The sequence below is a fragment of the Nocardioides sp. YIM 152315 genome (assembly GCF_029210375.1).
In the GTDB taxonomy this organism is placed as follows: domain Bacteria; phylum Actinomycetota; class Actinomycetes; order Propionibacteriales; family Nocardioidaceae; genus Nocardioides.
Genome location: NZ_JARGER010000003.1, coordinates 15,034 through 38,316, shown reverse-complemented (window position 1 = coordinate 38,316; position 23,283 = coordinate 15,034). Strand labels below are relative to the sequence as shown.

Annotated in this window: 18 protein-coding genes; 5 read left to right on the top strand and 13 right to left on the bottom strand. The window is 73.0% G+C overall.

Features of this window, described 5'->3' with window-relative positions; all coding sequences use genetic code 11:
• Positions 1-68: 68 nt before the first annotated feature.
• From PZ894_RS00160 to uvrB, 3 genes are all read right to left on the bottom strand, one after another.
• Positions 69-1,364, bottom strand: a complete 1,296-nt coding sequence (locus PZ894_RS00160) for an MFS transporter (RefSeq protein WP_275741236.1) — start codon at positions 1,362-1,364, stop codon at positions 69-71.
• A gap of 158 nt (positions 1,365-1,522) precedes the next feature.
• A complete protein-coding gene (locus PZ894_RS00155) occupies positions 1,523-1,960 on the bottom strand; it encodes a VOC family protein (RefSeq protein ID WP_275741234.1) in 438 nt (145 codons plus the stop codon).
• Entirely contained in the window at positions 1,957-4,074 is a 2,118-nt protein-coding gene (uvrB, locus tag PZ894_RS00150; protein ID WP_275741232.1) for an excinuclease ABC subunit UvrB, read from the bottom strand. Before uvrB ends, PZ894_RS00155 begins: the two co-directional genes overlap by 4 nt.
• Positions 4,075-4,165: 91 nt before the next feature.
• Here uvrB and PZ894_RS00145 point away from each other — a divergent pair, with 91 nt between their 5' ends.
• Positions 4,166-5,428 carry a phospholipase D-like domain-containing protein gene (locus PZ894_RS00145; RefSeq protein WP_275741230.1) on the top strand — a complete coding sequence of 421 codons (1,263 nt, stop codon included), beginning with the start codon at positions 4,166-4,168 and terminating at the stop codon, positions 5,426-5,428.
• A gap of 42 nt (positions 5,429-5,470) precedes the next feature.
• On the opposite strand, the gene PZ894_RS00140 is transcribed toward PZ894_RS00145, so the two are convergent.
• The 7 genes from PZ894_RS00140 to PZ894_RS00110 all read right to left on the bottom strand — a co-directional run bounded on the left by PZ894_RS00140 (position 5,471) and on the right by PZ894_RS00110 (position 16,236).
• Positions 5,471-7,168: a hypothetical protein gene (locus PZ894_RS00140; protein WP_275741229.1), complete on the bottom strand. Its 1,698-nt coding sequence runs from the start codon at positions 7,166-7,168 to the stop codon at positions 5,471-5,473.
• A 68-nt stretch (positions 7,169-7,236) separates the two neighbouring features.
• Positions 7,237-7,575 carry a hypothetical protein gene (locus tag PZ894_RS00135; RefSeq protein ID WP_275741227.1) on the bottom strand — a complete coding sequence of 113 codons (339 nt, stop codon included), beginning with the start codon at positions 7,573-7,575 and terminating at the stop codon, positions 7,237-7,239.
• Positions 7,572-8,606 carry an SDR family oxidoreductase gene (locus tag PZ894_RS00130; protein WP_275741225.1) on the bottom strand — a complete coding sequence of 345 codons (1,035 nt, stop codon included), beginning with the start codon at positions 8,604-8,606 and terminating at the stop codon, positions 7,572-7,574. The genes PZ894_RS00135 and PZ894_RS00130 overlap by 4 nt, the downstream gene beginning before the upstream one ends.
• The gene (locus PZ894_RS00125; RefSeq protein ID WP_275741223.1) at positions 8,603-10,387 is read right to left on the bottom strand and encodes a glycoside hydrolase family 15 protein; all 1,785 of its coding nucleotides are present in this window, start codon (positions 10,385-10,387) and stop codon (positions 8,603-8,605) included. The genes PZ894_RS00130 and PZ894_RS00125 overlap by 4 nt, the downstream gene beginning before the upstream one ends.
• Positions 10,387-11,493: an enolase C-terminal domain-like protein gene (locus tag PZ894_RS00120; protein WP_275741221.1), complete on the bottom strand. Its 1,107-nt coding sequence runs from the start codon at positions 11,491-11,493 to the stop codon at positions 10,387-10,389. Before PZ894_RS00120 ends, PZ894_RS00125 begins: the two co-directional genes overlap by 1 nt.
• Complete coding sequence (locus PZ894_RS00115) at positions 11,486-13,282, bottom strand: thiamine pyrophosphate-requiring protein (protein WP_275741219.1); 1,797 nt, start codon at positions 13,280-13,282, stop codon at positions 11,486-11,488. The genes PZ894_RS00120 and PZ894_RS00115 overlap by 8 nt, the downstream gene beginning before the upstream one ends.
• Complete coding sequence (locus tag PZ894_RS00110) at positions 13,279-16,236, bottom strand: FAD-binding and (Fe-S)-binding domain-containing protein (RefSeq protein ID WP_275741279.1); 2,958 nt, start codon at positions 16,234-16,236, stop codon at positions 13,279-13,281. Before PZ894_RS00110 ends, PZ894_RS00115 begins: the two co-directional genes overlap by 4 nt.
• Positions 16,237-16,320: 84 nt before the next feature.
• Here PZ894_RS00110 and PZ894_RS00105 point away from each other — a divergent pair, with 84 nt between their 5' ends.
• The gene (locus PZ894_RS00105; protein WP_275741216.1) at positions 16,321-16,797 is read left to right on the top strand and encodes a MarR family transcriptional regulator; all 477 of its coding nucleotides are present in this window, start codon (positions 16,321-16,323) and stop codon (positions 16,795-16,797) included.
• A gap of 31 nt (positions 16,798-16,828) precedes the next feature.
• On the opposite strand, the gene PZ894_RS00100 is transcribed toward PZ894_RS00105, so the two are convergent.
• Positions 16,829-17,704, bottom strand: coding sequence for a DNA-3-methyladenine glycosylase 2 family protein (locus PZ894_RS00100; RefSeq protein WP_275741213.1), 876 nt, complete (start codon positions 17,702-17,704; stop codon positions 16,829-16,831).
• Between the two features lie 120 nt (positions 17,705-17,824).
• Here PZ894_RS00100 and PZ894_RS00095 point away from each other — a divergent pair, with 120 nt between their 5' ends.
• Positions 17,825-18,610 carry an enoyl-CoA hydratase-related protein gene (locus PZ894_RS00095; RefSeq protein ID WP_275741211.1) on the top strand — a complete coding sequence of 262 codons (786 nt, stop codon included), beginning with the start codon at positions 17,825-17,827 and terminating at the stop codon, positions 18,608-18,610.
• Here PZ894_RS00095 and PZ894_RS00090 read toward each other — a convergent pair.
• Positions 18,585-19,625 (bottom strand): phosphatase domain-containing protein, encoded by a 1,041-nt coding sequence (locus PZ894_RS00090; protein WP_275741209.1) that lies wholly within the window; start codon positions 19,623-19,625, stop codon positions 18,585-18,587. The two genes, PZ894_RS00095 and PZ894_RS00090, sit on opposite strands and share 26 nt — an antisense overlap.
• A gap of 34 nt (positions 19,626-19,659) precedes the next feature.
• On the opposite strand from PZ894_RS00090, the gene PZ894_RS00085 reads away from it, so the two are divergent.
• Both PZ894_RS00085 and PZ894_RS00080 read left to right on the top strand, forming a co-directional pair.
• Entirely contained in the window at positions 19,660-21,183 is a 1,524-nt protein-coding gene (locus tag PZ894_RS00085; protein WP_275741207.1) for an ATP-dependent DNA ligase, read from the top strand.
• A 68-nt stretch (positions 21,184-21,251) separates the two neighbouring features.
• Positions 21,252-21,932, top strand: a complete 681-nt coding sequence (locus PZ894_RS00080; protein ID WP_275741205.1) for a TetR/AcrR family transcriptional regulator — start codon at positions 21,252-21,254, stop codon at positions 21,930-21,932.
• Positions 21,933-21,955: 23 nt separating this feature from the next.
• On the opposite strand, the gene PZ894_RS00075 is transcribed toward PZ894_RS00080, so the two are convergent.
• Positions 21,956-23,236: an acetyl-CoA C-acetyltransferase gene (locus PZ894_RS00075; protein ID WP_275741204.1), complete on the bottom strand. Its 1,281-nt coding sequence runs from the start codon at positions 23,234-23,236 to the stop codon at positions 21,956-21,958.
• Between the last annotated feature and the right edge of the window lie 47 nt (positions 23,237-23,283).

Below are 23,283 nucleotides of genomic sequence, written 5' to 3'. Positions count from 1 at the left end.
CGTCGACGACCACGGGAAGGCCAGTCGGAAGACGCCGTCGAGGTCGAGCTCGCCGGATCCCGCGACCTTCAGCCGATCGCCCGGGCGATTCCTTCGAGCTCGTCGCGGTCGACCACGCGACGGGTGCGCACCCGGAAGCGGTAGACCTGCACGAGCCCGAGCGCCCACAGGACGTACTGCGTGCACATCGCCCAGCGGAAGGCCGAGGGCGTGTAGTCGGATCCACCGCCCGGCGTACGCCAGTCGAGCACGATGCCGATCGCGATGACCAGCAGCAGGCTGGCGAGGAAGCCGCCCTGGTTGATGATCCCGCTGGCGCTGGCGAGTCGCTCGTGCGGATTGGAGGTGCGGCCGACGTCGAAGCCGATCATCGACGCGGGGCCACCGACGCCCACGACGACCACGAGCACGACCAGCAGCCCGAACGGCGCCTGGCCGGGCCACGCGAGCACGGCGGTCCACACGGCCACGATGGTGCTGACGACGCCGAGCACCATCGTCGAGCGGTGCCACGGGTGGGCGCCGACCAGCCAGCCCAGGGTCGGTCCGGCGGCCATCACGGCGAGCACCATCAGCGTGAGCAGCAGGCCGGCGGACGCCGACGACTGGTCCTCGCCCCGGACGAAGAACGGGTAGCCCCACAGCAGCGTCAGCGCCGTCGCGCTGAACTGCGTCGTGAAGTGCATCCAGAAGCCCAGCCGGGTCCCCGGGTGCGCCCACGACGCCGCCAGGCTCGTCCGGATCGCCGGCCACGACATCGCGGGGCCGCGGAGGTGTCGGTGGGTCGGCGAGTCCTGGAGCACGAGCAGCACGGCGACCGCGAGGGCGAGACCTATCGAGGCGGCGAGCAGGTACGCCGGCGTCCAGCCGAGCTGGCCGAGCGCCCAGGTCATCGGCGCCGCGGCCAGCACCGCGCCGAGCTGCCCGAGCGTGCCCGTGAGCTGCGTGACGAGCGGGATCCGTCGCGCCGGGAACCAGGTCGCCACCAGCCGGAGGACGCAGATGAACGTCATCGCGTCCCCCATCCCGACGAACACCCGGGCGGCCAGCGCCGCCGGGTAGCTGTCGGCGAGGGCGAAGCCCGTCTGGGCGAGCGTGAGCAGCAGCGTGCCGCAGAGCAGCACGCTGCGCGAGCCGAACCGGTCGACCAGCAGGCCGACCGGGATCTGCATGCCGGCGTACACCACGAGCTGGAGCATCGTGAAGGTCGCGAGCTGGGACGCGGAGATGTCGAAGCGCTCCGTGGCGGCCAGGCCGGCCACGGCCAGCGAGGAGCGGTGGAACACGGCGACCAGGTAGACCAGCAACCCGACGATCCACACCGACCAGGCGCGGACCGTCACGGTCGTCGGCCGCTCAGTCACTCCCCCGATTCTAGGTCGGTGGTTGCCAGGCTCCGGCGCCGGGGCACCCTCGTACCGCACGGAGGCTGAGGCGGTTTCGAGACAGGCGCCAGCGCGCCTTCCTCAACCACCGCCCACGGTGGTTGAGGAGGTTGCGCAGCAACCGTCTCGAAACCGCCTCAGTCGAGACAGAACTCGTTGCCCTCCGGGTCCTGCATCACGACGAAGCCGTTGCTCATCGGCGGGTCCGGCTCGAAGCGCCGCTGGCGGCTGGCGCCGAGGGCGACGAGGCGCTCGCACTCCGCCTCGAGAGCCGTCATCCGGTCGTCGCCGACCAGACCCGGGGCGGCCCGGACGTCGAGGTGGACGCGGTTCTTGGCCGCCTTGCCCTCGGGCACCTGCTGGAAGAACAGCCGCGGGCCGACGCCGTCGGGGTCGACACAGGCGGACGCGCTGTTGCGCTGCGCCTCGGGCAGGGTCTCGGAGAAGGCGTCCCACGACTCGAAGCCGGGCGGGGGCGCAGGGAACACGTAGCCCAGCACCTCGCACCAGAACAGCGACAGCGCGCGGGGATCCGCGCAGTCGAAGGTGATCTGGACCTGCTTCACAGCACTCACTTCGTCGCCTCCATCATCTGTCGCAGCTCCTTCTTCAGGTCGCCGATCTCGTCGCGCAGCCGGGCGGCGACCTCGAAGTGCAGCTCGGCGGCCGCACCCTTCATCTGATCGGTCAGCTCCTGGATGAGCTGGGCGAGCTCCGCGCTCGGCAGGCCGGCGAGGTCCTTCGTGTGCTGCCCGGACTCGCCCCCCGCGGCGCGGGACAGCGCGGGCACGGGGGCCTTGCGGTTCTTCGGGTCCTGGGTCTGCCAGGTCTCCAGCAGCGCCTGAGTGGACTCGTCCTCGCGGGCGAGCATGTCGGTGATGTCGGCGATCTTCTTGCGCAGCGGCTGCGGGTCGATGCCGTGGGCCTCGTTGTAGGCGACCTGCTTGGCACGGCGCCGGTTGGTCTCGTCGATCGCCGACTCCATCGACGGCGTGATCTTGTCGGCGTACATGTGCACCTGCCCCGACACGTTGCGCGCCGCGCGGCCGATCGTCTGGATCAGCGACTTGTCGGAGCGCAGGAAGCCCTCCTTGTCGGCGTCGAGGATCGCGACCAGCGACACCTCGGGCAGGTCGAGGCCCTCGCGGAGCAGGTTGATGCCGACGAGCACGTCGTACTGCCCCAGGCGGAGGTCGCGGAGCAGCTCGATGCGCTTGAGCGTGTCGACCTCGGAGTGCAGGTAGCGGGTGCGGACACCGGCGTCGAGGAGGTAGTCGGTGAGGTCCTCGGACATCTTCTTGGTCAGCGTCGTGACGAGCACGCGCTCGTTCTTCTCGACCCGCTCGTTGATCTCGTGGATGAGGTCGTCGATCTGGCCCTTGGTGGGCTTCACGACGACCTCGGGGTCGACCAGCCCGGTCGGGCGGATGATCTGCTCGACCGTGTCGCCCTGCACCTTGTCGAGCTCGTAGTCACCCGGCGTCGCGGAGAGGTAGATGGTTTGCCCGACGCGGTCGAGGAACTCCTCCCACCGCAGCGGCCGGTTGTCCATCGCGCTCGGCAGCCGGAAGCCGTGGTCGACCAGGTTGCGCTTGCGCGACATGTCGCCTTCGTACATGCCGCCGATCTGCGGCACGGCGACGTGCGACTCGTCGACGACGAGCACGAAGTCCTCGGGGAAGTAGTCGAGCAGGCAGTTGGGCGCCGAGCCGCGCGTGCGGCCGTCGATGTGCATCGAGTAGTTCTCGATGCCCGAGCACGAGCCGACCTGGCGCATCATCTCGACGTCGTACGTCGTGCGCATCCGCAGCCGCTGTGCCTCCAGCAGCTTGCCCTCGCGCTCGAACCTCGCCAGCTGGTCCTCCAGCTCCAGCTCGATCCCCTGGATCGCGCGCTCCATGCGCTCCGGTCCGGCGACGTAGTGGGTCGCCGGGAAGATGTAGAGCTCCTGGTCCTCGGTGACGACCTCGCCCGTGACCGGGTGCAGCGTCATCAGCCGCTCGATCTCGTCACCGAAGAACTCCACCCGCACCGCGAGCTCCTCGTAGACGGGGAAGATCTCGAGGGTGTCGCCGCGCACCCGGAAGGTGCCGCGGGTGAAGGACATGTCGTTGCGGGTGTACTGGATCTCGACGAGACGCCGCAGGATCGAGTCGCGGTCGTGCTCCTCGCCGACCTTGAGGCGGATCATCCGGTCGACGTACTCCTGCGGCGTGCCGAGTCCGTAGATGCAGGAGACGGTGCTGACGACGATCACGTCGCGCCGGGTGAGCAGGCTGTTGGTCGCCGAGTGCCGCAGCCGCTCGACCTCCTCGTTGATCGAGGAGTCCTTCTCGATGTAGGTGTCGGTCTGCGGGACGTAGGCCTCGGGCTGGTAGTAGTCGTAGTACGAGACGAAGTACTCGACCGCGTTGTCGGGGAAGAGCTGGCGCAGCTCGTTGGCGAACTGCGCGGCCAGGGTCTTGTTGGGCTGCATCACCAGCACCGGGCGCTGCAGCTGCTCGGCGACCCACGCCACGGTCGCGGTCTTGCCGGTGCCGGTCGCACCGAGCAGCACGACGTCCTCGACCCCGCCCTTGACCCGCTTGCTGATCTCCGCGATCGCGGTCGGCTGGTCGCCGGAGGGCTGGTAGTCGGAGACGACCTTGAACGGCGCCACCCGGCGCTCCAGGTCGGTCACTGGTCGCATGTCATCGAGCGTAGACGGAGGCACCGACAGTCCCCCGACCCGTCGACGAGGCGACCGGTCGCGCCCGCGGGGCGCTCGCTAGATTGGGCCCGTGAGCCGCGCCCCCTCCCCCAGCCTCGGACGGGTGCTGCGAGTGGTCCGCCGGACCATGCTGACCGTCGTCGGCGTCCAGCTGGCCCTCGCGATCGGGATGTCCCTTGTCGACTCCTACCGGCGACGCGGCAAGCGGCCGAAGCCGTTCCCGGTGACCCCGCCGCAGGAGGTGGAGGTCGGCGACGGCACGCTCACGACGTACACGTTCGGGCAGGACCTGTACGACGCGATGCTCGAGGCGATCGAGAGGGCCGAGCGACAGATCCTCTTCGAGACCTACATCTGGAAGGGCGACGAGGTCGGCGAGCGGTTCAAGGGGGCGCTGGCCGCGGCGGCCGACCGGGGCGTCGAGGTCTACTGCGTCTACGACGGCTTCGCGAACCTCGTCGTCTCACCGCGGTTCAAGCGCTTCCCGCCGACGATGAAGGTGCTGCGCTACCCGGTCTACCCGGCCGGCTGGAAGTTCTACGACCTCGCGCGCTACGGCCGCGACCACCGCAAGATCCTCGTGGTCGACGACGCGGTCGGGTTCGTCGGCGGCTACAACATCGGCACGGCGTACGCCACCGAGTGGCGCGACACCCACGTGCGCATCACCGGGCCGGGCGTCTGGGACCTCAAGCGCGCGTTCGCGGACTTCTGGAACCTCAGCCGCCGGCGCCGGATCGGTACGTCGGAGCGGCCACTGCTGCTCGAGACCGCCTCGACCTGGGAGCCGCGGATCCGGTTCCACCGCAACGTGCCGAGGCTGTGGATGTTCCCGATCCGGTCCATGTACATCGAGGCGATCAACCGCGCCTCGAGCCGGGTCTGGATGACCCACGCCTACTTCTGCCCGGACCAGGACTTCGTCGACGCGATGAAGGACGCCGCGCGTCGCGGCGTCGACGTCCGCCTGCTCGTGCCGCTGAAGTCCAACCACATCGTCGCCGACTGGATCTCGCGCGGGTACTTCTCCCAGCTGCTCGACGCGGGGGTGCGGATCTTCCGGTTCAAGGACGCGATGGTGCACGCGAAGACCTCGACGATCGACGGCATCTGGGCGACGATCGGCACCGCGAACGTCGACCGCCTGAGCCTGCAGGGCAACTACGAGATCAACGTCGAGGTCATCGATCCCGCGTTCGCCGCCGAGCAGGAGCGCATCTACGCCGCCGACGAGTCCAACTGCCTCGAGCTCACCCGCGGCGAGTGGGAGGCGCGGGACCTGCACCGGAAGTTCACCGAGATGATCCTCGCTCCCCTGCGCCCGCTGCTGTGACCGGAGCCGTGCGGCCGGCCGATGACCGCTGTCGCCTCGCACTCACCGTGCCGGTCCCGGCATCCCGCCCGGCAGCCCGACCTCGGTGCGAGGTCCGACGGTGGCGGTCCCGTCGGTCGCGAAGCTGATCGGCAGGTAGCCGGTCTGCAGGCCGGACTCGACGTTCACGTACTGCAGCTGCACGCTCAGGGCCTTGAGCGGGGTCGAGAACGGCGTGGAGAACCTGTTGAAGGTCGGGTTCTCCTCCACGCCGCCGGCGGTGCCGAGCTGGGTGACGACGGTCCAGGTCACCTCGTCACCGTCGGTGTTCCAGATCACCCACGGCCCGGCCGGGTCGTGCAGGTGGCCGTAGGTGATGATGCCCGGGGGCAGGTCCGGGACGCCGTCGTCGACCGGGGTCGTGAGCGAGTCGCCGGCCAGCTTCGCCGCCTCCAGCTCGCCCTCGAGGTAGCCGTCGACCGCGCGCGGCTGGTGCAGCACGACGACGACCGACCCGGCGTCCTCGTCGTCGACGACCTCGCGCAGCGCGGCGCCGGTCTCCTCCTCGGTGGTGCCGGAGTCGTTGACGACCAGTCCGCCGAAGAGCGCCTTGAACGCCGGGTCGCGGGCGCTCGCGATCCGCAGGCCGGCCGCGTCGACGACCTCGGTGTCCGGCACCGTCGCGCCGGCGTCGAGGAGCTGGTCGACCGTGACGTCGGTGTCGTGGTCGCCCTTCGCCGCGACCACCGGGATGTCCGACGACGCGGCCACCTCGTCGTGGACGAAGTCCTTCTCGGCGACGGTGCCGTTGGAGCTGATGTCACCGGCGATCGTGCGCAGCACCACCGAGTCCGGGTCGGCGCCGGCCGCGTCGAGGGCGTCCGCCAGCGCCGCGTAGAGGTCACGGCGTACGTCGGTGCCGACCTCGCTGCCCTGCGGATCGGCCTCGGCGATCACGATCTCCTCCCCCTCCCGCGGAGCCAGCGAGGACAGGTGGTCGGCGAGCTGCTCCCGGACGGAGGTCGCCGACGTCTCCTCGTACCGGCTGTTGCGCTCCCGGATGCGGGTGGTGTTCTTCTCGATGAAGGGCCGGACCTGCTCGGCGATCTCGCGGGTCTGCGGGCTGCTGAAGGAGAGCTCTGGCCGGGTCGGCATCGGGTAGCTCCGCTCGGCGACCTGGCTGCCGTCCCAGTGCCTGAACTCGATGACGGCGGCCGTGGTCGAGCAGCCGGCTGCGATGACGACCACCGCGGTACCGGCGATCCACCGCACCCGCCGGGAGCGTCGCCTCGCGGCGCCGGCGCTCGCGCCCGCGAACAGCACCGTGCCGACCAGCAGGCCGCCGATCACGGCGTACCAGACACCGGTGACGACCACCTGCCGGCGCATCTCGGCGCCGTACGTCGCCGCGAGCCGGTCCGGGCTCTCGAGGAACCTGGCGTTGGCGCTCACGAACTTCGGTGACACGTACGACGCGAGGGTCCCGCCAGCGATCGGCGGCCCGGTCGAGCGCAGCGACGCACCGAACCCCAGGGCCCCGGTGCGCTGCCAGTAGAGCTTCCCGAGGATGCCGGTGTCCAAGGTCGTGTAGCCGTTGTGGGCGAGCCTCACCTGGACCGGCAGTGTGCCCAGGCGGTCGTCGATCCGCGCGTGCTCGACCGCCCGCTCGGCCGCCAAGGGCAGGCTGACGACCACCCCGACGAGCACCCAGGCGAGCCAGCGCAGCCCGATCCGCGCGACCCGCCGCGCACGGATCGGCATCAGCATCCCCACTCGTGTTCCTGTTGCGGCGGGCCCTAGCGCCCTCATGCCCGCCCTGGCTGTCGATCCTACGGGTGTTCGCCGGTCCGCAGCTCGAGGAGGGCGATCGCGCCGGCGACGGTCGCACTCACCACGGCGGTGCGTCGGTGCCGGTGGCTGCCCACCACGAACGGCACCATGCTGGCCGCGTGCGCGGCCTCGATCGCCACGCCGACGCGCGCCGCGCGAGCGCCGGTGATCGCCCAGCCGACGGCCGCCTGCGCGAGGTAGCGGGCTCCGAGCAGGCGCGCGAGCCACCGCACCGTCGGGTCCGCGGCGTCCGCGCCACCGATGGCCCGCAGGACCGGACCCGGCATCACGAGGCAGACGCCGCCGGCGATCGAACGAGCCGCGGTCGCGCCTCTCACGAGCCGATCCGCCGGCGGACCAGCAGCGCGCCGAGCGCGGCGACGGCCGTGCCCGCCGCCGCCCCGAGCACCCCGTGGTGCTGGGAGGCCCACAGCTGTGCCGACGAGGAGCCGGCCTGGTCGTCGAAGGGGCCGTGGGCGCCGTAGTCATGGCCGTGCGGGCCGTCGGCGGGCTCCCAGAGGTTGGCCGGCTGGTCGTCGGGCTTGGGCCGTCCGGTCTGCTGGGAGGCGAACCCGGTGCGGGCCAGGTACCGGTCCAGGACGCCGGGCGCGACGGCGTTCGCGATCAGCGTGCCGGCCGTGCTGCCGCCGACCCAGTACTCCCGCCGGCGCGGGTGGTCGGCGGCGAAGACGACGGCGCGGCCGGCGACCTCGGGCTGGTAGATCGGAGGCACCGGCTGAGCCTGGTGCGGCAGTCGCGAGAGCACCCAGGAGAACTGGGGGGTGTTCACGGCCGGCATCTGCACCATCGTGGTCCGCACCCGGCTGCCGTCGTGCAGCAGCTCCGCGCGGACCGCCTCGTTGAAGCCCTGGATCGCGTGCTTCGCGCCGCAGTAGGCGCTCTGCAGCGGGATCCCCCGGTAGGCGAGGGCCGAGCCGACCTGGACCACCGTGCCGCGGTCCCGGGGCAGCATCCGGCGGAGCGCCGAGCGGGTGCCGTTGACGTAGCCCAGGTAGCTGACCTCGGTCACCCGGCGGTACTCGTCGGCCTCGATGTCGACGAAGCGCGCGAAGACGGACGTGAAGGCGACGTTGACCCACACGTCGATCGGGCCGAGCTCGTCCTCGACCCGGTCGGCGACCTCGTCGAGGGCCGCGGCGTCGGCGACGTCGACGGGGTAGACGCCGGCGCGGCCGCCCAGCCGCTCGACGTCGCGCCGGGCGCCCGCGAGTCCGCGCTCGCCGCGCGCGACCAGCGCCACGTGGTCGCCGTGTGCCGCGAATGCCTGCGCGCTCGCTCGGCCGATCCCACCCGACGCGCCGGTGACCACCACCACGCGGGGTCGTCGGTGCCGTCTGCCGGTGCTCACGTGGTCCTCCTCGGGTCGGGGTCTTCGGTCAGGGCGTGCGCGGCCTCGAGGAAGGCGCCGTGCACGAAGGCCTGGGGCAGGTTGCCGCGCAGCTGTCGCTGCTCCACGTCGAACTCCTCGGTGAACAGGCCCGGCGGCCCGACCGCGGCCCTGGACCGTTCGAACCAGCGGACCGCCTCGACCGGGTCCCCCTGCTGGTGGGTCGCCATCGCCAGCACGAAGCCGCACAGGAGGAAGGCCCCCTCGTCCGCGTGCAGCGGGCCCGGGCTCTGCCGGAAGCGGTAGACGTAGCCGTCCTCGGTGAGCTCGTCCCGGACCGCCTGCCAGGTCGCGACGTACGCCGGATCGTCGGCCCGGACCGCCCCGCGCAGTGCGGGCAGCAGGAGGGCGGCGTCCACGCCCGGGTCGGTCGGCGATCGTTGCCAGCGGCCGCTCGGGTGGCGGCTGTCCCGCTCGACCTCGGCGACCAGACGCTCGGCGAGCTGCTCCCACGACGCCAGGTCGCCGCGCCGGGCGGACATCGCACGCAGCCCGGCGGCGCAGGTCAGCCGGGAGTGTGCCCACCGCTGGGGGTCGAGCTCCCAGATCCCGGCGTCGGCCTCTGCCTGCCGGCGCAGGATGGCGGCCGCGGCGGTCTCGGCGGCGCGCCACCCGTCGGCGTCGAGCACGTCGCGCCGGTCGGCGGCAGCGAAGAGGAGCAGCGCCTCGCCGAAGGCGTCGAGCTGGAACTGCTCCCGGACCCGGTTGCCCGCGCGGACCTCCGGTGCACCGGGATAGCCGGGGAGGTCGAGACCGCGCTGGTCGGGCACCGGCTCGCCGTCGACCGTGTACGCCGGCGTCAGGCGGCCGCCGTCCTCGCGCAACCGGGCGCCGACGAAGTCGACCGCGCACGCCAGGAGCGGGTCGTCGGCGGCGCGCGCCGCCGCCTGTCCGGTGAGGCACTGGTCCCGGATCCACGCGAACCGGTAGTCGTAGTCCCGGCCCTGCTCGGCTCGCTCGGGCAGGCTCGTGGTCGCGGCCGCCACCATCGCACCGCTGCGACTGGTCAGACCACGCAGCACGACCCGGGCGTGCGTCGCGTCACGAGGGGCGAGCGAGCCCACATCGGGCCGCACGGCCGAGTCCCAGGCCCGCGCCGTGGCGTCCCAGGTGCGGGCCGGATCCGGGGGATCCTCGTCGAGGGGGCGCCCGGCGATCTCCAGGACCAGCTCGTGCGATCCACCCGCCGGCACGTCGAGCGCGAGCTCGAGGCTCCCGTCGGCCACGTCGCGGGCCGCCGACACCGGCGCGCCCGTCCACCGCAGGTGGAGCGCGCCGGTCCGGCCGGACCACAGGTCCGGGCCCTCCGGACGCAGGTCCATCCGCTCGGTGCCGAACCCGCCGTGGCAGGCCAGGTGCACGCGTACGGCGGCGTCGCCGCGGACGGCCTCGATGCGACGCAGCAGCACCAGCCGCTCCGGATCCCCCGGGAAGGCAAGGGCGTCCCGGCACTCCACGACGGAGCCGCCCACCACCCAGCGGCTGCGCCAGATCAGGGTGCCGGGCTCGTAGCTGCCGCCCCAGACCATCCGCGGGTCGGCGGGCTGCACGGCGTAGGAGCCCCGCCCGCCGAGCAGGTTGCTGAAGACGGCGTCGTCGTGCCACCGCGGCGCGCAGAGGAAGGCGACGTCGCCGCGAGGACCGATGAGCGCCCCCCGCTCGCCGTCGGCGACCAGCGCATACTGCCGCAGCGTCTCCGGCGGGAAGCGCAGGCCGTCGCCGCCGACCGGGTCGTCGCCCATCACGCGCTCCGGTAGCGCTCGACGTCGGCCGACCGGAGGACCAGGCCGCGGCCGGGCTCCTCGGTCGGGCGGATCGAGCCGCCGGTCGCCACCGGTGCCGGGTCGAAGAACTCGCTCTCGATCCGGACGTGGTCGTGGAACCACTCGAGGTGCCGGAAGTCGGGGGTCGCGATGGCCACCGGCACGTGCAGGCCGGGCGCGCAGTGTCCGGAGACGCTCAGCCCCGACGCCGCCGCGACCGCACAGATCCGCATCCACTCGGTGTAGCCGCCGCACCGGCTGACGTCGACCTGCAGGCAGTCCACGGCGCCGGCCCGGAGCATCGTCGAGAAGTACGCCAGCCGGTCGCCGTACTCGCCGGCGGTCACGTCCGCGTCCACGTGCTCGCGCACGAAGCGGAGCCCGTCGAGGTCCTCGGAGCTCACCGGCTCCTCGAACCAGCCGACGCCGTGCGCGTCGAGCCGCTCGCCGATCCGGATCGCCTGCTTGCGCTCGTAGCCGCCGTTCGCGTCCACGTAGAGGTCCGTGTCGTCCCCGACCACCTGCCGGGCGAACGCGACGCGCTCGAGGTCCCGGTCGGTCCGGCGCCCCCGGTCCTCGCCGATCTTGATCTTGACCCGGTCGATGCCCTGGTCGAGCCACCCGGTCAGCTGCGCGCGCAGCCGCGCCTCGTCGTACGTCGTGAACCCGCCGCTGCCGTAGACCGGGACCGTGTCGCGGGTCGCGCCGAAGAGGCGGTGCAGCGGGAGGTCGAGCAGCCGGGCCTTGAGGTCCCAGATCGCCGTGTCGACCGCGGAGAGCGCCATCATCACCAGGCCGGTCCGGCCGGCGTTGCGCACCGCCCGCGACATCGCCTCCCAACAGCCGGGGACGTCGAGGACGGGCCGCCCCGCCACGGCCGGCCCGAGCAGGCCGTCGACGACGCCGACGGCCGCCCCGGGCGCATAGGTCCACCCGAGCCCGCACGGCAGCGCGGGATCGGACGTGCGGACCTCGACCACCACGATCGTCGTCGAGTCCCACGCCAGCGTGCCGTCCGCCTCCGGTGCGTCGGTCGGCACCGTGTAGGCGCGGGCGGTGACCTCCGCGAGGGTCGGATCAGCCATCGCCGTCGCGCTGTGCCAGCAGCTCCTGCGCCTTGGTCTTGATGCCCTCCTTGATCACGCCCCATCGCGAGGTGTCGCCCTTGATCAGCGCCTCGGCCAGGTCCTTCATCTGCTCGAGGTCGGCGTGCGGCGGGATCGGCGGGACGTCGGGATCGCAGTGGATGTCGAGGACGTACGGCCGGTCTGCCCCGAGGGCGGTCTCCCACGCGCCCGCGAGCTGCTCGGGGTCGGTGACGGTCAGCGCCCCGAGCCCGATCGACGCCGCGAAGTCGGCGTACGACATCTCCGGCAGCGCCTGGGACTCCACGAACGCCGGGGTCCCGCCCATCGCGCGCAGCTCCCAGGTGACCTGGTTGAGGTCGTTGTTGTGCAGCACCGCGACCACGAGCCGGGGGTCGCTCCAGGTCTGGTGGTAGCGCGCGATGGTGAGCAGCTCGGCGAGCCCGTTCATCTGCATGGCACCGTCGCCCTCGAAGGCGATCGCAGGACGGTCCGGGTGCGCGAACTTGGCGCCGACGACGTACGGGACCGCCGGCCCCATCGTCGCCAGGGTGCCCGAGAGCGAGCCGCGCATCGATCCGCGCATCCGGATCTGCCGGGCATACCAGTTGGCCGCGGAGCCGCTGTCCGCGGCGATGATCGCGTCCTCCGGCGCGCGGACCGAGAACTCGCTGAAGATCCGCATCGGGTTGATCGGCTTCGCGGCCACGTGCGCCTCGCCGTCCATGACGTCCCACCAGCGGGCGACGTCGGACTGGATCTTCTCCTGCCACGACCGGTCCTCCTTGCGCCGCAGCAGCGGGATCAGCGCCTCCAGCGTGCGGGCGGCGTCGCCCACGAGGTTGACCTCGTAGGGGTAGCGCATCCCGATCAGGCTGCCGTCGATGTCGATCTGGACGGCCCGCGCCTGGTCGAGGTCGGGCATGAACTGGGTGTAGGGGAAGTTCGAGCCGACCGTCAGCAGCGTGTCGCAGTCACGCATCATCTCGTAGCTGGGACGGGTGCCGAGCAGGCCGATCGCCCCGGTGACGAACGGCAGCTCGTCGGAGAGCACGTCCTTGCCGAGCAGGGCCTTCGCCACGCCCGCGCCGAGCAGGTCGGCGACCTTCTCGACCTCGTCGCGGGCCCCGCGGGCGCCCTGGCCGACCAGCATCGCGACCTTGCTGCCGGCGTTGAGCAGGTCGGCAGCCTGCCGCAGCCCGGCGTCGTCCGGCACGACGCTCGGCCAGCTGATGCCCAGGCTCGACGGCACCATCTTGAAGGCATGGCTCGGCGCGGAGTACTCCAGCTCCTGCACGTCGTTGGGGATGATGATGGCGGTCGGCGCGCGGCGGCTCATCGCGATCCGCATCGCGCGGTCCAGCACGTTGGGCAGCTGCTCGGGCACGGTCACCATCTGCACGTAGTCGCTGGCGACGTCCTTGAACAGGCTGAGCAGGTCGACCTCCTGCTGGTAGTTCCCGCCCATCGCGGTCCGGTTGGTCTGGCCGACGATCCCGACCACGGGCACGTGGTCGAGCTTCGCGTCGTACAGGCCGTTGAGCAGGTGGATCGCGCCCGGGCCGGACGTCGCCATGCACACGCCGGGCCGACCGCCGAACTTGGCGAAGCCGACCGCCTCGAAGGCCGCCATCTCCTCGTGTCGTGCCTGGATGAAGCGCGGCTGGTCGTCGGCGCGGGAGAACGCACCGAGGAGCCCGTTGATCCCGTCGCCCGGATAGCCGAAGACCTGCTCGACCCCCCACTCGCGCAGTCGGGCCAGCACCAGGTCGGCAACCTTGGTCGTCATACCTCTCCTCCTCGGGTGTCTTCCTCCGTCTGTGTCTCCCGGTATCCGCTCGCGAGCAGCTCAGCCAGGTGCATGCCCTCCACCGCACCGGGGCCGAGATCGTGGACCTGCGTGCGGCAGGAGAATCCGTCGGCCAGCAGCCCGGTGCCCGGGTCGGCCTCCCGCAGCCGCGGGAGCAGCGTCTGCTCGGCGATGAGCCGGCTGACCTCGCCGTGGCCGGCGGTGAAGCCGAAGTTCCCGGCGAGCCCGCAGCAACCGGAGTCGAGCCGCTCGACCTCCGCCCCGCAGCGTTCGAGCAGGTCGCGGTCCGCGTCCCAGCCCAGGACCGCGTGCTGGTGGCAGTGCACCTGCGCCATGGCGCGGACACCGTCGAGGCGCGGCGGGGTCCAGCCGTCGGTGTGGTCGCCGAGCAGCTCGGCGAGGGTGACGGTCCGGTCGCGGAGCCGGTGCACGTCCTGGTCGTCGGGGAAGAGCTCGGGCAGGTCGGAGCGGAAGACCGCGGTGCAGCTCGGCTCGAGGCCGACCACGAGGCCGCCGGCGCGCACGTGCGGCGCGAGTCGGCGCACCGTGCGCCGCAGCACCCGGCGCGCGACCGCCAGCTGGCCGGTCGAGATCCAGGTGAGCCCGCAGCACACCGGCCCGGTCGGGATCTCGACCCGCCAGCCCGCCTCCTCGAGCACCCGGACCGCGGCGCGGCCGATGCGCGGGTCGAAGTCGTTGGTGAAGGTGTCCGGCCACAGCAGCACGGTGCCGCGGGTGTCGCCCCGCGCCGGGTGCTCGCGGCGGGCCCACCACTGCTGGAGGGTCTCCTCGGCGAACTCCGGCAGCGTGCGGTCCTCCAGCCCGGCCGCCCGGGTGGCGAGCCGGGCCAGCGGCCGGCGCCGCCCGAGCGCGTTGACCGCCCGCGCCGCGCCCGACCGGGTCACCGCTCCCGCGACCAGGGGCAGCCAGCCGGTGGCGTAGTCGGCGCGGGGCCGCAGCCGGTGGCGGTAGTGCTGGGCGAGGAACTCCGCCTTGTAGGTGGCCATGTCGACGTTGGCCGGACAGTCGGTCTTGCACCCCTTGCACGCGAGGCACAGGTCCAGCGCGTCCCGGACCTCCGTCGACCGCCACCCGTCGGTGACCGGGCCGTCGCCGTGCCCGTCGAGCATCTCGAACAGCAGCCGCGCCCGGCCCCGGGTGGAGTGCTCCTCCTCGCCGGTGACCTGGTACGACGGGCACATGACCGTGCCGCCGTCGTTCTCGTGCTTGCGGCACTTGCCGACCCCGACGCACCGGTTGGCGGCCTGTTGGAACGAGTGACCGTCGTGCGGGTAGCCGAAGTAGAGGCCCTCAGTCGGACGCGGCGACCACGACGCGCCCAGCCGCAGGTGCTCGTCGAGCCGGGCGGGCCGCACGACCTTGCCCGGGTTCATCCGGTCGCCGGGGTCGAGCAGCGCCTTGACCTCCTCGAACAGCCCGACCACCTCGGCGCCGAACATCCGGGGCAGCAGCTCGCCCCGGGTCTGCCCGTCGCCGTGCTCGCCCGACAGCGAGCCGCCGTACGCCGCCACCAGGTCGGCCGCGCGCTCGAGGAACCGCCGGTAGGTCGCGACGCCGCCCGCGGAGAAGAGGTCGAACGGGATGCGGGTGTGGACGCAACCCTGCCCGAAGTGCCCGTAGAGGCTCGGCCCGACGTCGGAGGCGTAGCCGAACTCCTCGTAGAGGCCGCGCAGGTCCCGCAGGTAGTCGCCGAGCCGGTCGACGGGCACGGCGGAGTCCTCCCACCCCTCCCAGGTGTCGCGACGGTGCGGCACGTGGGCGGTCGCGCCGAGGCCGGACTCGCGGACCTGCCAGAGCTCGTCCTCGCGCTCCGGGTCGTCGACGAACGCGACCTCGGGGCCGTGGTCGCTCTCGCCGAGCGCGTCGAGCATCTCCTGCGCCCGGCGGTCCGCCTCGTCGGCGTCGTCACCACCGAACTGTGCCAGCAGGAAGCCGGTCCCCTCGGGCAGCCGGTCGAGCGCCTCGGCGTTCATCCCCTTCAGCTGCTGGTCGCGGATCAGGAAGCGGTCGACGCCTTCGAGGGCGATCGGCTCGTGCTCGACGATCGCCGGCACCGCGTCGGCCGCGGTCGCGATGTCGGGGAAGCCGAGCACCACGAGGCTGCGGGCCGGCACCACCGGCACCAGCTCCAGCTCGGCGCGCAGCACGGTCACCAGGGTCGACTCGCTCCCCACGAGGAGGCCGGCGACGTCGAAGCCGTGCTCGGGCAGCAGCGAGTCGAGGTTGTAGCCGGAGACCCGGCGCGGGATGTCCGGGTAGCGCGCGCGGATCAGGTCGGCGTGCTCGTCGCGGAGCCGCCGCAGCGCGCGGTAGACGTGGGCGCGCCGGTCGCCGCGCCGCTCGATCGCGGCGTAGGTCTCGTCGTCGGTCGGTCCGCACACGAAGCGGGTGCCGTCGTGGAGCAGGACGTCCAGGGAGGCGACGTTGTCGACGACCTTGCCCGTGCGCTGGGCCGTCGCGCCGCAGGAGTTGTTGCCGATCATGCCGCCGAGCGTGCAGTTCTGGTGGGTCGCGGGCTCGGGCCCGAAGCGGAGGCCCGTCGGCGCGAGTTGCCGGTTCAGGTCGTCGAGGACGATGCCCGGCTCCACGACGCAGCGGCGGGCGTCGACGTCGACGGAGACCAGCCGGTTGCAGTGCTTGGAGAAGTCCAGGACCACCGCGGTGTTGGTGCACTGACCGGCGAGGCTGGTGCCCCCGCCGCGGGAGACCACCGGCAGGTCGTGCTCGTGGCACACCGCCACCGCTGCGACGGCGGCCTCGATCGTCCGCGGGATCACCACCCCGATCGGGACCTGCCGGAAGTTCGAGGCGTCGGTCGAGTACGCCGCGCGGGAGCCGGCGTCGAAGCGCACCTCGCCGTCGACGCGGTCGCGCAGCGCCCGCACGGCCGCGTCGGTGGATGGTGTGATCATGGTGGTCACGAAGGACTGGTTCCCGAAGTGAGCATGCGCATGCGCATGTAATCTGGGTCCAGCTGACCCAGGAGGGACGAGCCGATGACCCGGTCGCCGCGCACCCGCGAGGACCTGGAGTCGGATGCCGCCGACGCCGTGCTGACCGCCAGCCGGGCGCTGCTCGCCGTGGCGCTGCGGTCGGTGCAGTCCGCCTCGGTCGACGTCACCGTCGCCCAGCACCGCGTCCTGGTGATCCTGGCGAGCCAGGGACCGCAGTCGGTCGGCGACCTCGCCACCCATCTCGGTGTGGACCAGTCGAACGCGAGCCGGCACTGCACCCGGCTGCACCGGGCGGCCCTCGTCGACCGCCGGCCGTCACCCGACGACGGGCGGGCGGTCGAGATCGCGATCACGCGCGCCGGAGCGGCGGTCGTCGCCGAGGTGACCGCCGCACGCCACGCGGAGATCACCACCGTGCTGTCGCAGATGGAGTCCGCCGACGTGGACGCGACGGTGCGGGGCCTGACCGCCTTCAACGCGGCGGCGGAGGAGCTCTCCGACGACGCCTGGCTGACCTGAGCCGACCTGAGCTGACCTGGCCTCCCCGGACCTAGCCGCGGGTGACTCGGGCGGGCAGGTGCGTCCGCGGGGCCATCCGAGGGCCGCGGCGCGGTCGCCGTCCGGCGGCGAGGCCCAGCAGCACGGGCACCCGTCCGCGGTGCGGCCGCCAGGGCTCGAGGAAGTCGGCGAGCTCGTCGTCGTCGAAGGGACGGCCGGCCACGGCCCAGCCCACGTCGGGGGCCACGTGGTAGTCGCCGAAGGAGACCGCGTCGGCGTCGCCGTGCGCGCGCTGGCGCACCTCGGCGGCCGTCCAGACCCCGATGCCGGGCAGGCTGGTGAGCCGGCGCTCGACCTCGTCGCCGGGCAGGCCGACGGTCCGCTCGAGCGAGTCGGCCACCCGCGCGGCGGTGACCAGCGCCCGCGACCGGGCCGGGTCCACGTGCATCCGCAGCCACTCCCACGACGGGACCCGCCGGATCGTGTCCGCGCCCGGCTGCACCCACAACCGGAGGTCGGCTCCCGGTCCCGGGGCGCGCTCGCCGTACCGGTGCACCAGCATCCGGAACCCCGCGAACGCCTCCTGGCCGGTCACCCGCTGCTCGATGACCGCCGGCGTCAGGGCCTCCATCACCAGGCCGCTGCGGCCGATCCGCCAGTCGCCGTAGCGGCGCCAGCCCTCCGCCACGATCGGGTGCCGCGGCTCGAAGGTCGCGACGTCGTCGTCGGCACCGAGCAGCGCCGGCAGGCCTTCGAGCACCCAGTCGGCGCCGGGACCCCACGCCTCGGCGCGCACGGTGCGCTCACCGGAGCGCGCCTCGACCGCCAGGGTGGCGGCGCCCTGCGGCGTACGGATGCCGCGCCAGTGGCGCTCGCCGTCGATGCGGTACGTCGGGTCGCCGCCGCCTCGCTTGTGGACGGCGAGCACGACCGCGACCGGACACGGCCAGTCCGGGCGCCACACACGAACCCGGGACCCCACCACGGCCCCGACGCTAGTCGACGTCGCCCCCGCCGACCGACCTGGAACATGTTCTACTCTCGGCGCATGTCGCTCCGCATCGAGGACCGCCACCGGGTCCGCACGCTCACGCTCGACCGACCGGACGCGCTGAACGCGTTCGACGAGGCGCTCTACGACGCGACGACCGAGGCGCTGCGGGCCGCCGCCGACGACCCGGGTGTCGCCGTGGTGCTGCTGACCGGCAGCGGCCGGGCGTTCAGCGCCGGCACCGACCTGGTCGAGATGCACGCGCGGGCGACCGACCCCGGCTTCGTGCCGGGCGTGCACGGCTTCCTGGGGCTCGTCGACGCGCTCGTCGAGCTCCCGAAGCCACTGGTCTGTGCGGTCAACGGCGTCGGCCTGGGCATCGGCGCCACGATCCTCGGCTTCGCCGATCTCGCCTTCATGTCGAGCACGGCGCGGCTCAAGTGCCCGTTCACGAGCCTGGGCGTCGCGCCCGAGGCGGCCTCGTCGTACCTGCTCCCCCGGCTGCTCGGGCGCCAGGACGCGGCCTGGGTGCTGCTGTCGGCGGAGTGGATCTCGGCGGACCAGGCGCGCGAGATGGGCCTGGTCTGGCGGGTCTGCGAGCCCGACGAGCTGCTGGCGGAGGCCCGCCGCCACGCGGAGCTGCTGGCCGCCCGGCCGATCTCGTCGCTGGTGGCGGTCAAGCGCGCCATGACCGCGCCCCTGCGGTCGGGGATCGACGCGGCCCGCGAGCGGGAGAACGCCGCCTTCGGCGCGCTGATGGGCGGTCCGGCCAACCTCGAGGCGCTGGCGGCGTTCGCGGAGGGCCGCGAGCCGGACTTCACGAACCTGCCGCCGGGGTGGTGAGCAGACCGATGCGCTCGGCGTGCCGACGTACGCCGTCGCTGTCGGCCGCCAGCACGAACGGGACGTCCTCCTCCCAGGCGTCGGTGACCTGCTCGACCCGGCCGTCGCCGGGGTCCAGCCGCACCTCGCGGATGTAGACGGCCCGGATCCGGCCGGGATGGGCGCGCACGATGTCGGCGTACACCTGCGGGTCCTTCTCCCCCGAGTCGCCGATGAGCACGAACGGCAGCCGCGGGTGCAGCCGCAGCACCTCCTCGATGCGCTCGTGCTTGCGGGCGCGGCCGTCGTGGCCGCCGATCAGGTCGCGCAGCAGCACGGGACCGAGCGGGAAGTCGCGGTGGCGGAGGAAGCCGAGCAGGAACGCGTGCAGGTTCCACGGGCTCGACGAGACGTAGAAGACCGGGTTGCCCTGCCCCGCGGCGACGAGGTCACGGTAGAGCTCCGCCGCACCCGGGAACGGCGTCCGGGTCAGCGCCGAGCCGGCGAAGGTCTGCCGCAGCATCTGCCCGACCCGCTGCACGCCGGTCTCGAGGATCGTGTCGTCGATGTCGGAGACGATGCCGAACCGGGCCTCGGGCCCGGGCACCCGCACCCGCACCGGCGCGCGGTGCCCGGTCAGCCCTCGGTACTCGCCGGCCAGCTCGACCCAGCCCTCCTGCCACGGGCTGACCACGTCGCTCGGGCGCAGCTCGGCGCGGAAGTAGCCCTCGCCGTCGGTGACGACCTCCGCGGTGGCGTCGCCGACGGCGATCCGGAGTGGGACGCCGGGCAGCTCGTCGGTCACGAACTGGCTCACGCTCCGGCGCAGCGCCGCCCCGAGCCCCTCTCCCTCCATGACCGGGGCGGGCGGCGGGTTGTCGAGGACCCGGCCGCGGACCACCACACCCTCGGCTCCGCCGTGACCGAGGTAGGTGTCGATCCGGAAGTGGGCGGGCGTCCGACCGGCTCGTCGGCTGCGGCGCAGCCCATCCCAGCGGCGCTCGGCCTCGAGGAGCAGTCGTTGCCTCCGTCCCACGGCTCCGACACTAGTGTCGTCGGGGTCGGCTTGAATGGACTCCATGCTGCTCGCGGACCTCGTCGCCACCTCCGCGACGGTCGCCGCCACCCGGTCGCGCAAGGCCAAGGTGGCGGCGATCGCCGCGCTGCTGGGCAGCGCCGCCACCAACTCGACCGACGAGGTCGAGACCGTCACGGCGTACGTCGGCGGCACACTGCGCCAGCGTCGCACCGGCCTGGGCTGGCGCGGGCTCACCTCGCTGCCGGATCCGGCGCCGTCGTCGACGCTGACGGTCATGGAGGTGCACGACGCCTTCGACCGAATCGCGGGCCTGTCCGGCCCGGGCTCGCAGAGCGCGCGGGCGGCGGCGGTCGCCGAGCTCTTCGGGCGGGCGACCGCGGAGGAGCAGCAGTGGCTGCGCGGCGTCGTCACCGGAGAGGTGCGCCAGGGCGCGCTCGACTCGCTCGTGCAGGAGGGGCTGGCGACGGCCGCCGAGGTCCCGCTGGCGGCCGTGCGCCGCGCCGCGATGCTCGGCGGTTCGACGGTCGCCGTCGCCCGCTCGGCGTTCGAGGGCGTCGACGCGCTGGCGGCGGTCGGGCTCGAGGTCGGCCGGCCGGTGCTGCCGATGCTCGCCTCGAGCGCGCCGTCGGTCGCCGAGGCACTCGCCAAGGCCGGGGGCGGCGCGCCGGTCGCGGTCGACGTGAAGCTCGACGGCATCCGGATCCAGGTGCACCGCTCCGGCGACGACGTCGTCGTGGCGACGCGATCGCTCGAGGACATCACCGCGCGGCTGCCCGAGGTGGTCGACGTGGCCCGGTCGCTGCCGGCCACGTCGTTCGTGCTCGACGGCGAGGCCCTGGCCCTCGACGAGGCCGGCCGGCCCCGGCCCTTCCAGGAGACCGCGTCGCGCGCGGCCATGGCCGAGGGGGTCTTCGTGACGCCGTACTTCTTCGACGTGCTACACCTCGACGGCCGCGACCTGCTGGACTCGCCCGCATCCGAGCGCGCCGCCGCGCTCGACCGGCTGGTCCCCGAGACACACCGGGTGCCACGCCTGGTGACCGCCTCGCCCGACGAGGCGGAGGCGTTCCTCGGCAACACGATCGGCTCCGGCCACGAGGGCGTGGTGGTGAAGTCGCTGACCGCGACCTACGACGCCGGCCGCCGCGGCGCCGCGTGGGTCAAGGTCAAGCCCGTGCACACCCTCGACCTGGTCGTGCTCGCCGTCGAGTGGGGCTCGGGCCGCCGCCACGGCTGGCTCTCCAACATCCACCTGGGCGCCCGCGACCCGGCCACCGGTGACCTCGTGATGCTGGGCAAGACGTTCAAGGGGATGACGGACGAGATGCTGACCTGGCAGACCGAGCGCTTCCTCGGGCTGGAGATCCATCGCTCCCGACACGTCGTCCACGTGCGGCCCGAGCAGGTCGTCGAGATCGCCTTCGACGGCGTGCAGCGCTCCACCCGCTATCCCGGCGGCGTCGCGCTCCGATTCGCGCGGGTGGTCCGCTACCGCGACGACAAGCCCGTCTCCGAGATCGACACGATCGACACGGTGCGGGGCTTCCTGGGCTGATTCGGGTCGCTCGCCCGATTCCGTGACACGCGTGCAACACGGGGTTGCACGGCTCGTACGATGACGCCATGGCGACTGCTCCCGAGACCGACGGCCGACGTACGGCCGCAGCTGCCCGGCGCCGCGCCCGGGAGAAGGAGATCATCGCGGCGACGCGCGGGCTCTTCGACGAGCGCGGGGTCCGCGACGCCCAGATCGAGGACATCGCGAAGGCGGTCGGGATCAACCGGGCGATCGTCTACCGGCACTTCACCGGCAAGGAGGAGCTCTTCGCGCTGACGCTCGTCGAGTACCTCGAGGAGCTCCGGGTCGCCCTGGCCCGCGCGGTCGAGGGTGCCGCCGACCCGGCGCAGCAGCTGCGCGCGGTGGTCACGGCCTTCGTCGACTACGGCGTCTCCCACCCCGCGTTCGTCGACTGCGCGCAGACGATCATGCGGCGCACCGGCCCCGACCTGCTCGACGAGATCTCCGAGAGTGCGCTCTTCCGGCTCGGCCGCGGCATCTCCGGCTGCCTCTCGCTGCTGACCCAGGTGCTCGAGGACGGTGTCGAGGCGGGCGAGTTCCGCGTCGCGGACCCGGTGCTGCTCGCCAACACCCTCTACGCGAGCGGCCTCGGCGCCCTCCAGCTCGCCCGGGTCGGCATCCTCGTGAAGGAGGTCGCCCCGGGGATCCCCACCGTCGGCGCGATCTCGCCCGACCAGGTGCGCGACTACCTCGTCGCATCGGCGCTGGCCCTCGCCACCCGCTGACCCGCCCGAAACTTTCGGGCGGGTCAGCGCTCCAGGATCGCCACGACGCCCTGACCGCCGGCAGCACAGATCGAGATCAGCGCGCGGCCGGACCCGCGCTCGGCCAGCAGCTTGGCGGCGACGTTGAGGATGCGCCCACCGGTGGCGGCGAAGGGGTGGCCGGCGGCGAGCGAGGAGCCGTTCACGTTCAGGCGCGACCGGTCGATCGCGCCGAGGGGCGCGTCGAGACCGAGCCGCTCCTTGCAGAAGATCGGGTCCTCCCACGCCTCGAGTGTGGCCAGCACCTGCGAGGCGAAGGCCTCGTGGATCTCGTAGAAGTCGAAGTCCTGCAGGGTGAGGCCGTGGCGGGCGAGCATCCGCGGCACGGCGTACGCCGGCGCCATCAGCAGTCCCTCGCCGCCGTGCACGTAGTCGACGGCGGCGGTCTCGGAGTCGACGAACCACGCCAGCGGCTCCAGCCCGCGCGACGACGCCCAGTCCTCCGAGGCGAGCAGCACCGCCGACGCACCGTCGGTGAGCGGAGTCGAGTTGCCGGCGGTCATCGTCGCGGCCCCGCCGCGGCCGAAGACGGGCCGGAGGTCCGCCAGCCTCTCCACGCTCGAGTCCGGGCGGAGGTTGTTGTCGCGCTCGAGTCCCCGGAACGGCGTCACCTGGTCGTCGAGCCAGCCCCGGTCGTAGGCCGCCGCCAGGTGCTGGTGCGACGCGGCGGCCAGCGCGTCCTGCGCCGCGCGCGCGATCTCCCACTCGACGGCGGTCAGCGCGGCGTGCTCGCCCATGGAGAGCCGGGTGCGCGGCTCGCCGTTCTGCGGGATCTCGAGGCCGATGTCGCCCGGCCTGATCGCGCCGAGCGCCTTGACCTTGCCGGCCGTGTCGCGCGCCGCGTTGACCTTCATCAGCTTCCGGCGCAGCCGGTCGCTGATCGCGACCGGGGCGTCGGAGGTGGTGTCGGTGCCGCCGGCGATGCCGGCCTCGATCGTCCCGAGCGCGATCTTGTCGGCGACCTGGATCGCCGCCTGCAGCCCGGTGCCGCACGCCTGCTGGATGTCGACTGCCGGGGTCTCCGGGGCGAGCCGCGAGCCGAGCACGGACTCGCGAGCGAGGTTGAAGTCGCGTGCGTGCTTCAGGACCGCCCCGGCGACGACCTCGCCGAGCCGCTCCCCCTCCAGCCCGAACCGCGCGACGAGTCCGTCGACGGCGGCGATGAGCAGGTCCTGGTTGGAGGCGTCGGCGTAGGCGGTGTTCGAGCGGGCGAACGGCGTGCGGTTGCCGCCGATGACGGCGACGCGGCGGGTGCTGGTGGCCATGGGTTCATCCTGCGTCGGGGGCGGGAACGAGTGAAGGACATGAGTGC

Bases quoted from the DNA above. Each gene is read 5' to 3' on its own strand.
- PZ894_RS00080 (WP_275741205.1), top strand. From the start codon at position 21,252: ATGGCGACTGCTCCCGAGACCGACGGCCGACGTACGGCCGCAGCTGCC.
- PZ894_RS00120 (WP_275741221.1), bottom strand. From the start codon at position 11,493: ATGGCTGATCCGACCCTCGCGGAGGTCACCGCCCGCGCCTACACGGTG.
- PZ894_RS00105 (WP_275741216.1), top strand. From the start codon at position 16,321: ATGACCCGGTCGCCGCGCACCCGCGAGGACCTGGAGTCGGATGCCGCC.
- PZ894_RS00110 (WP_275741279.1), bottom strand. From the start codon at position 16,236: ATGATCACACCATCCACCGACGCGGCCGTGCGGGCGCTGCGCGACCGC.
- PZ894_RS00075 (WP_275741204.1), bottom strand. From the start codon at position 23,236: ATGGCCACCAGCACCCGCCGCGTCGCCGTCATCGGCGGCAACCGCACG.
- PZ894_RS00095 (WP_275741211.1), top strand. From the start codon at position 17,825: ATGTCGCTCCGCATCGAGGACCGCCACCGGGTCCGCACGCTCACGCTC.
- PZ894_RS00085 (WP_275741207.1), top strand. From the start codon at position 19,660: ATGGACTCCATGCTGCTCGCGGACCTCGTCGCCACCTCCGCGACGGTC.
- uvrB (WP_275741232.1), bottom strand. From the start codon at position 4,074: ATGCGACCAGTGACCGACCTGGAGCGCCGGGTGGCGCCGTTCAAGGTC.
- PZ894_RS00125 (WP_275741223.1), bottom strand. From the start codon at position 10,387: ATGGGCGACGACCCGGTCGGCGGCGACGGCCTGCGCTTCCCGCCGGAG.
- PZ894_RS00115 (WP_275741219.1), bottom strand. From the start codon at position 13,282: ATGACGACCAAGGTTGCCGACCTGGTGCTGGCCCGACTGCGCGAGTGG.
- PZ894_RS00140 (WP_275741229.1), bottom strand. From the start codon at position 7,168: ATGCCGATCCGTGCGCGGCGGGTCGCGCGGATCGGGCTGCGCTGGCTC.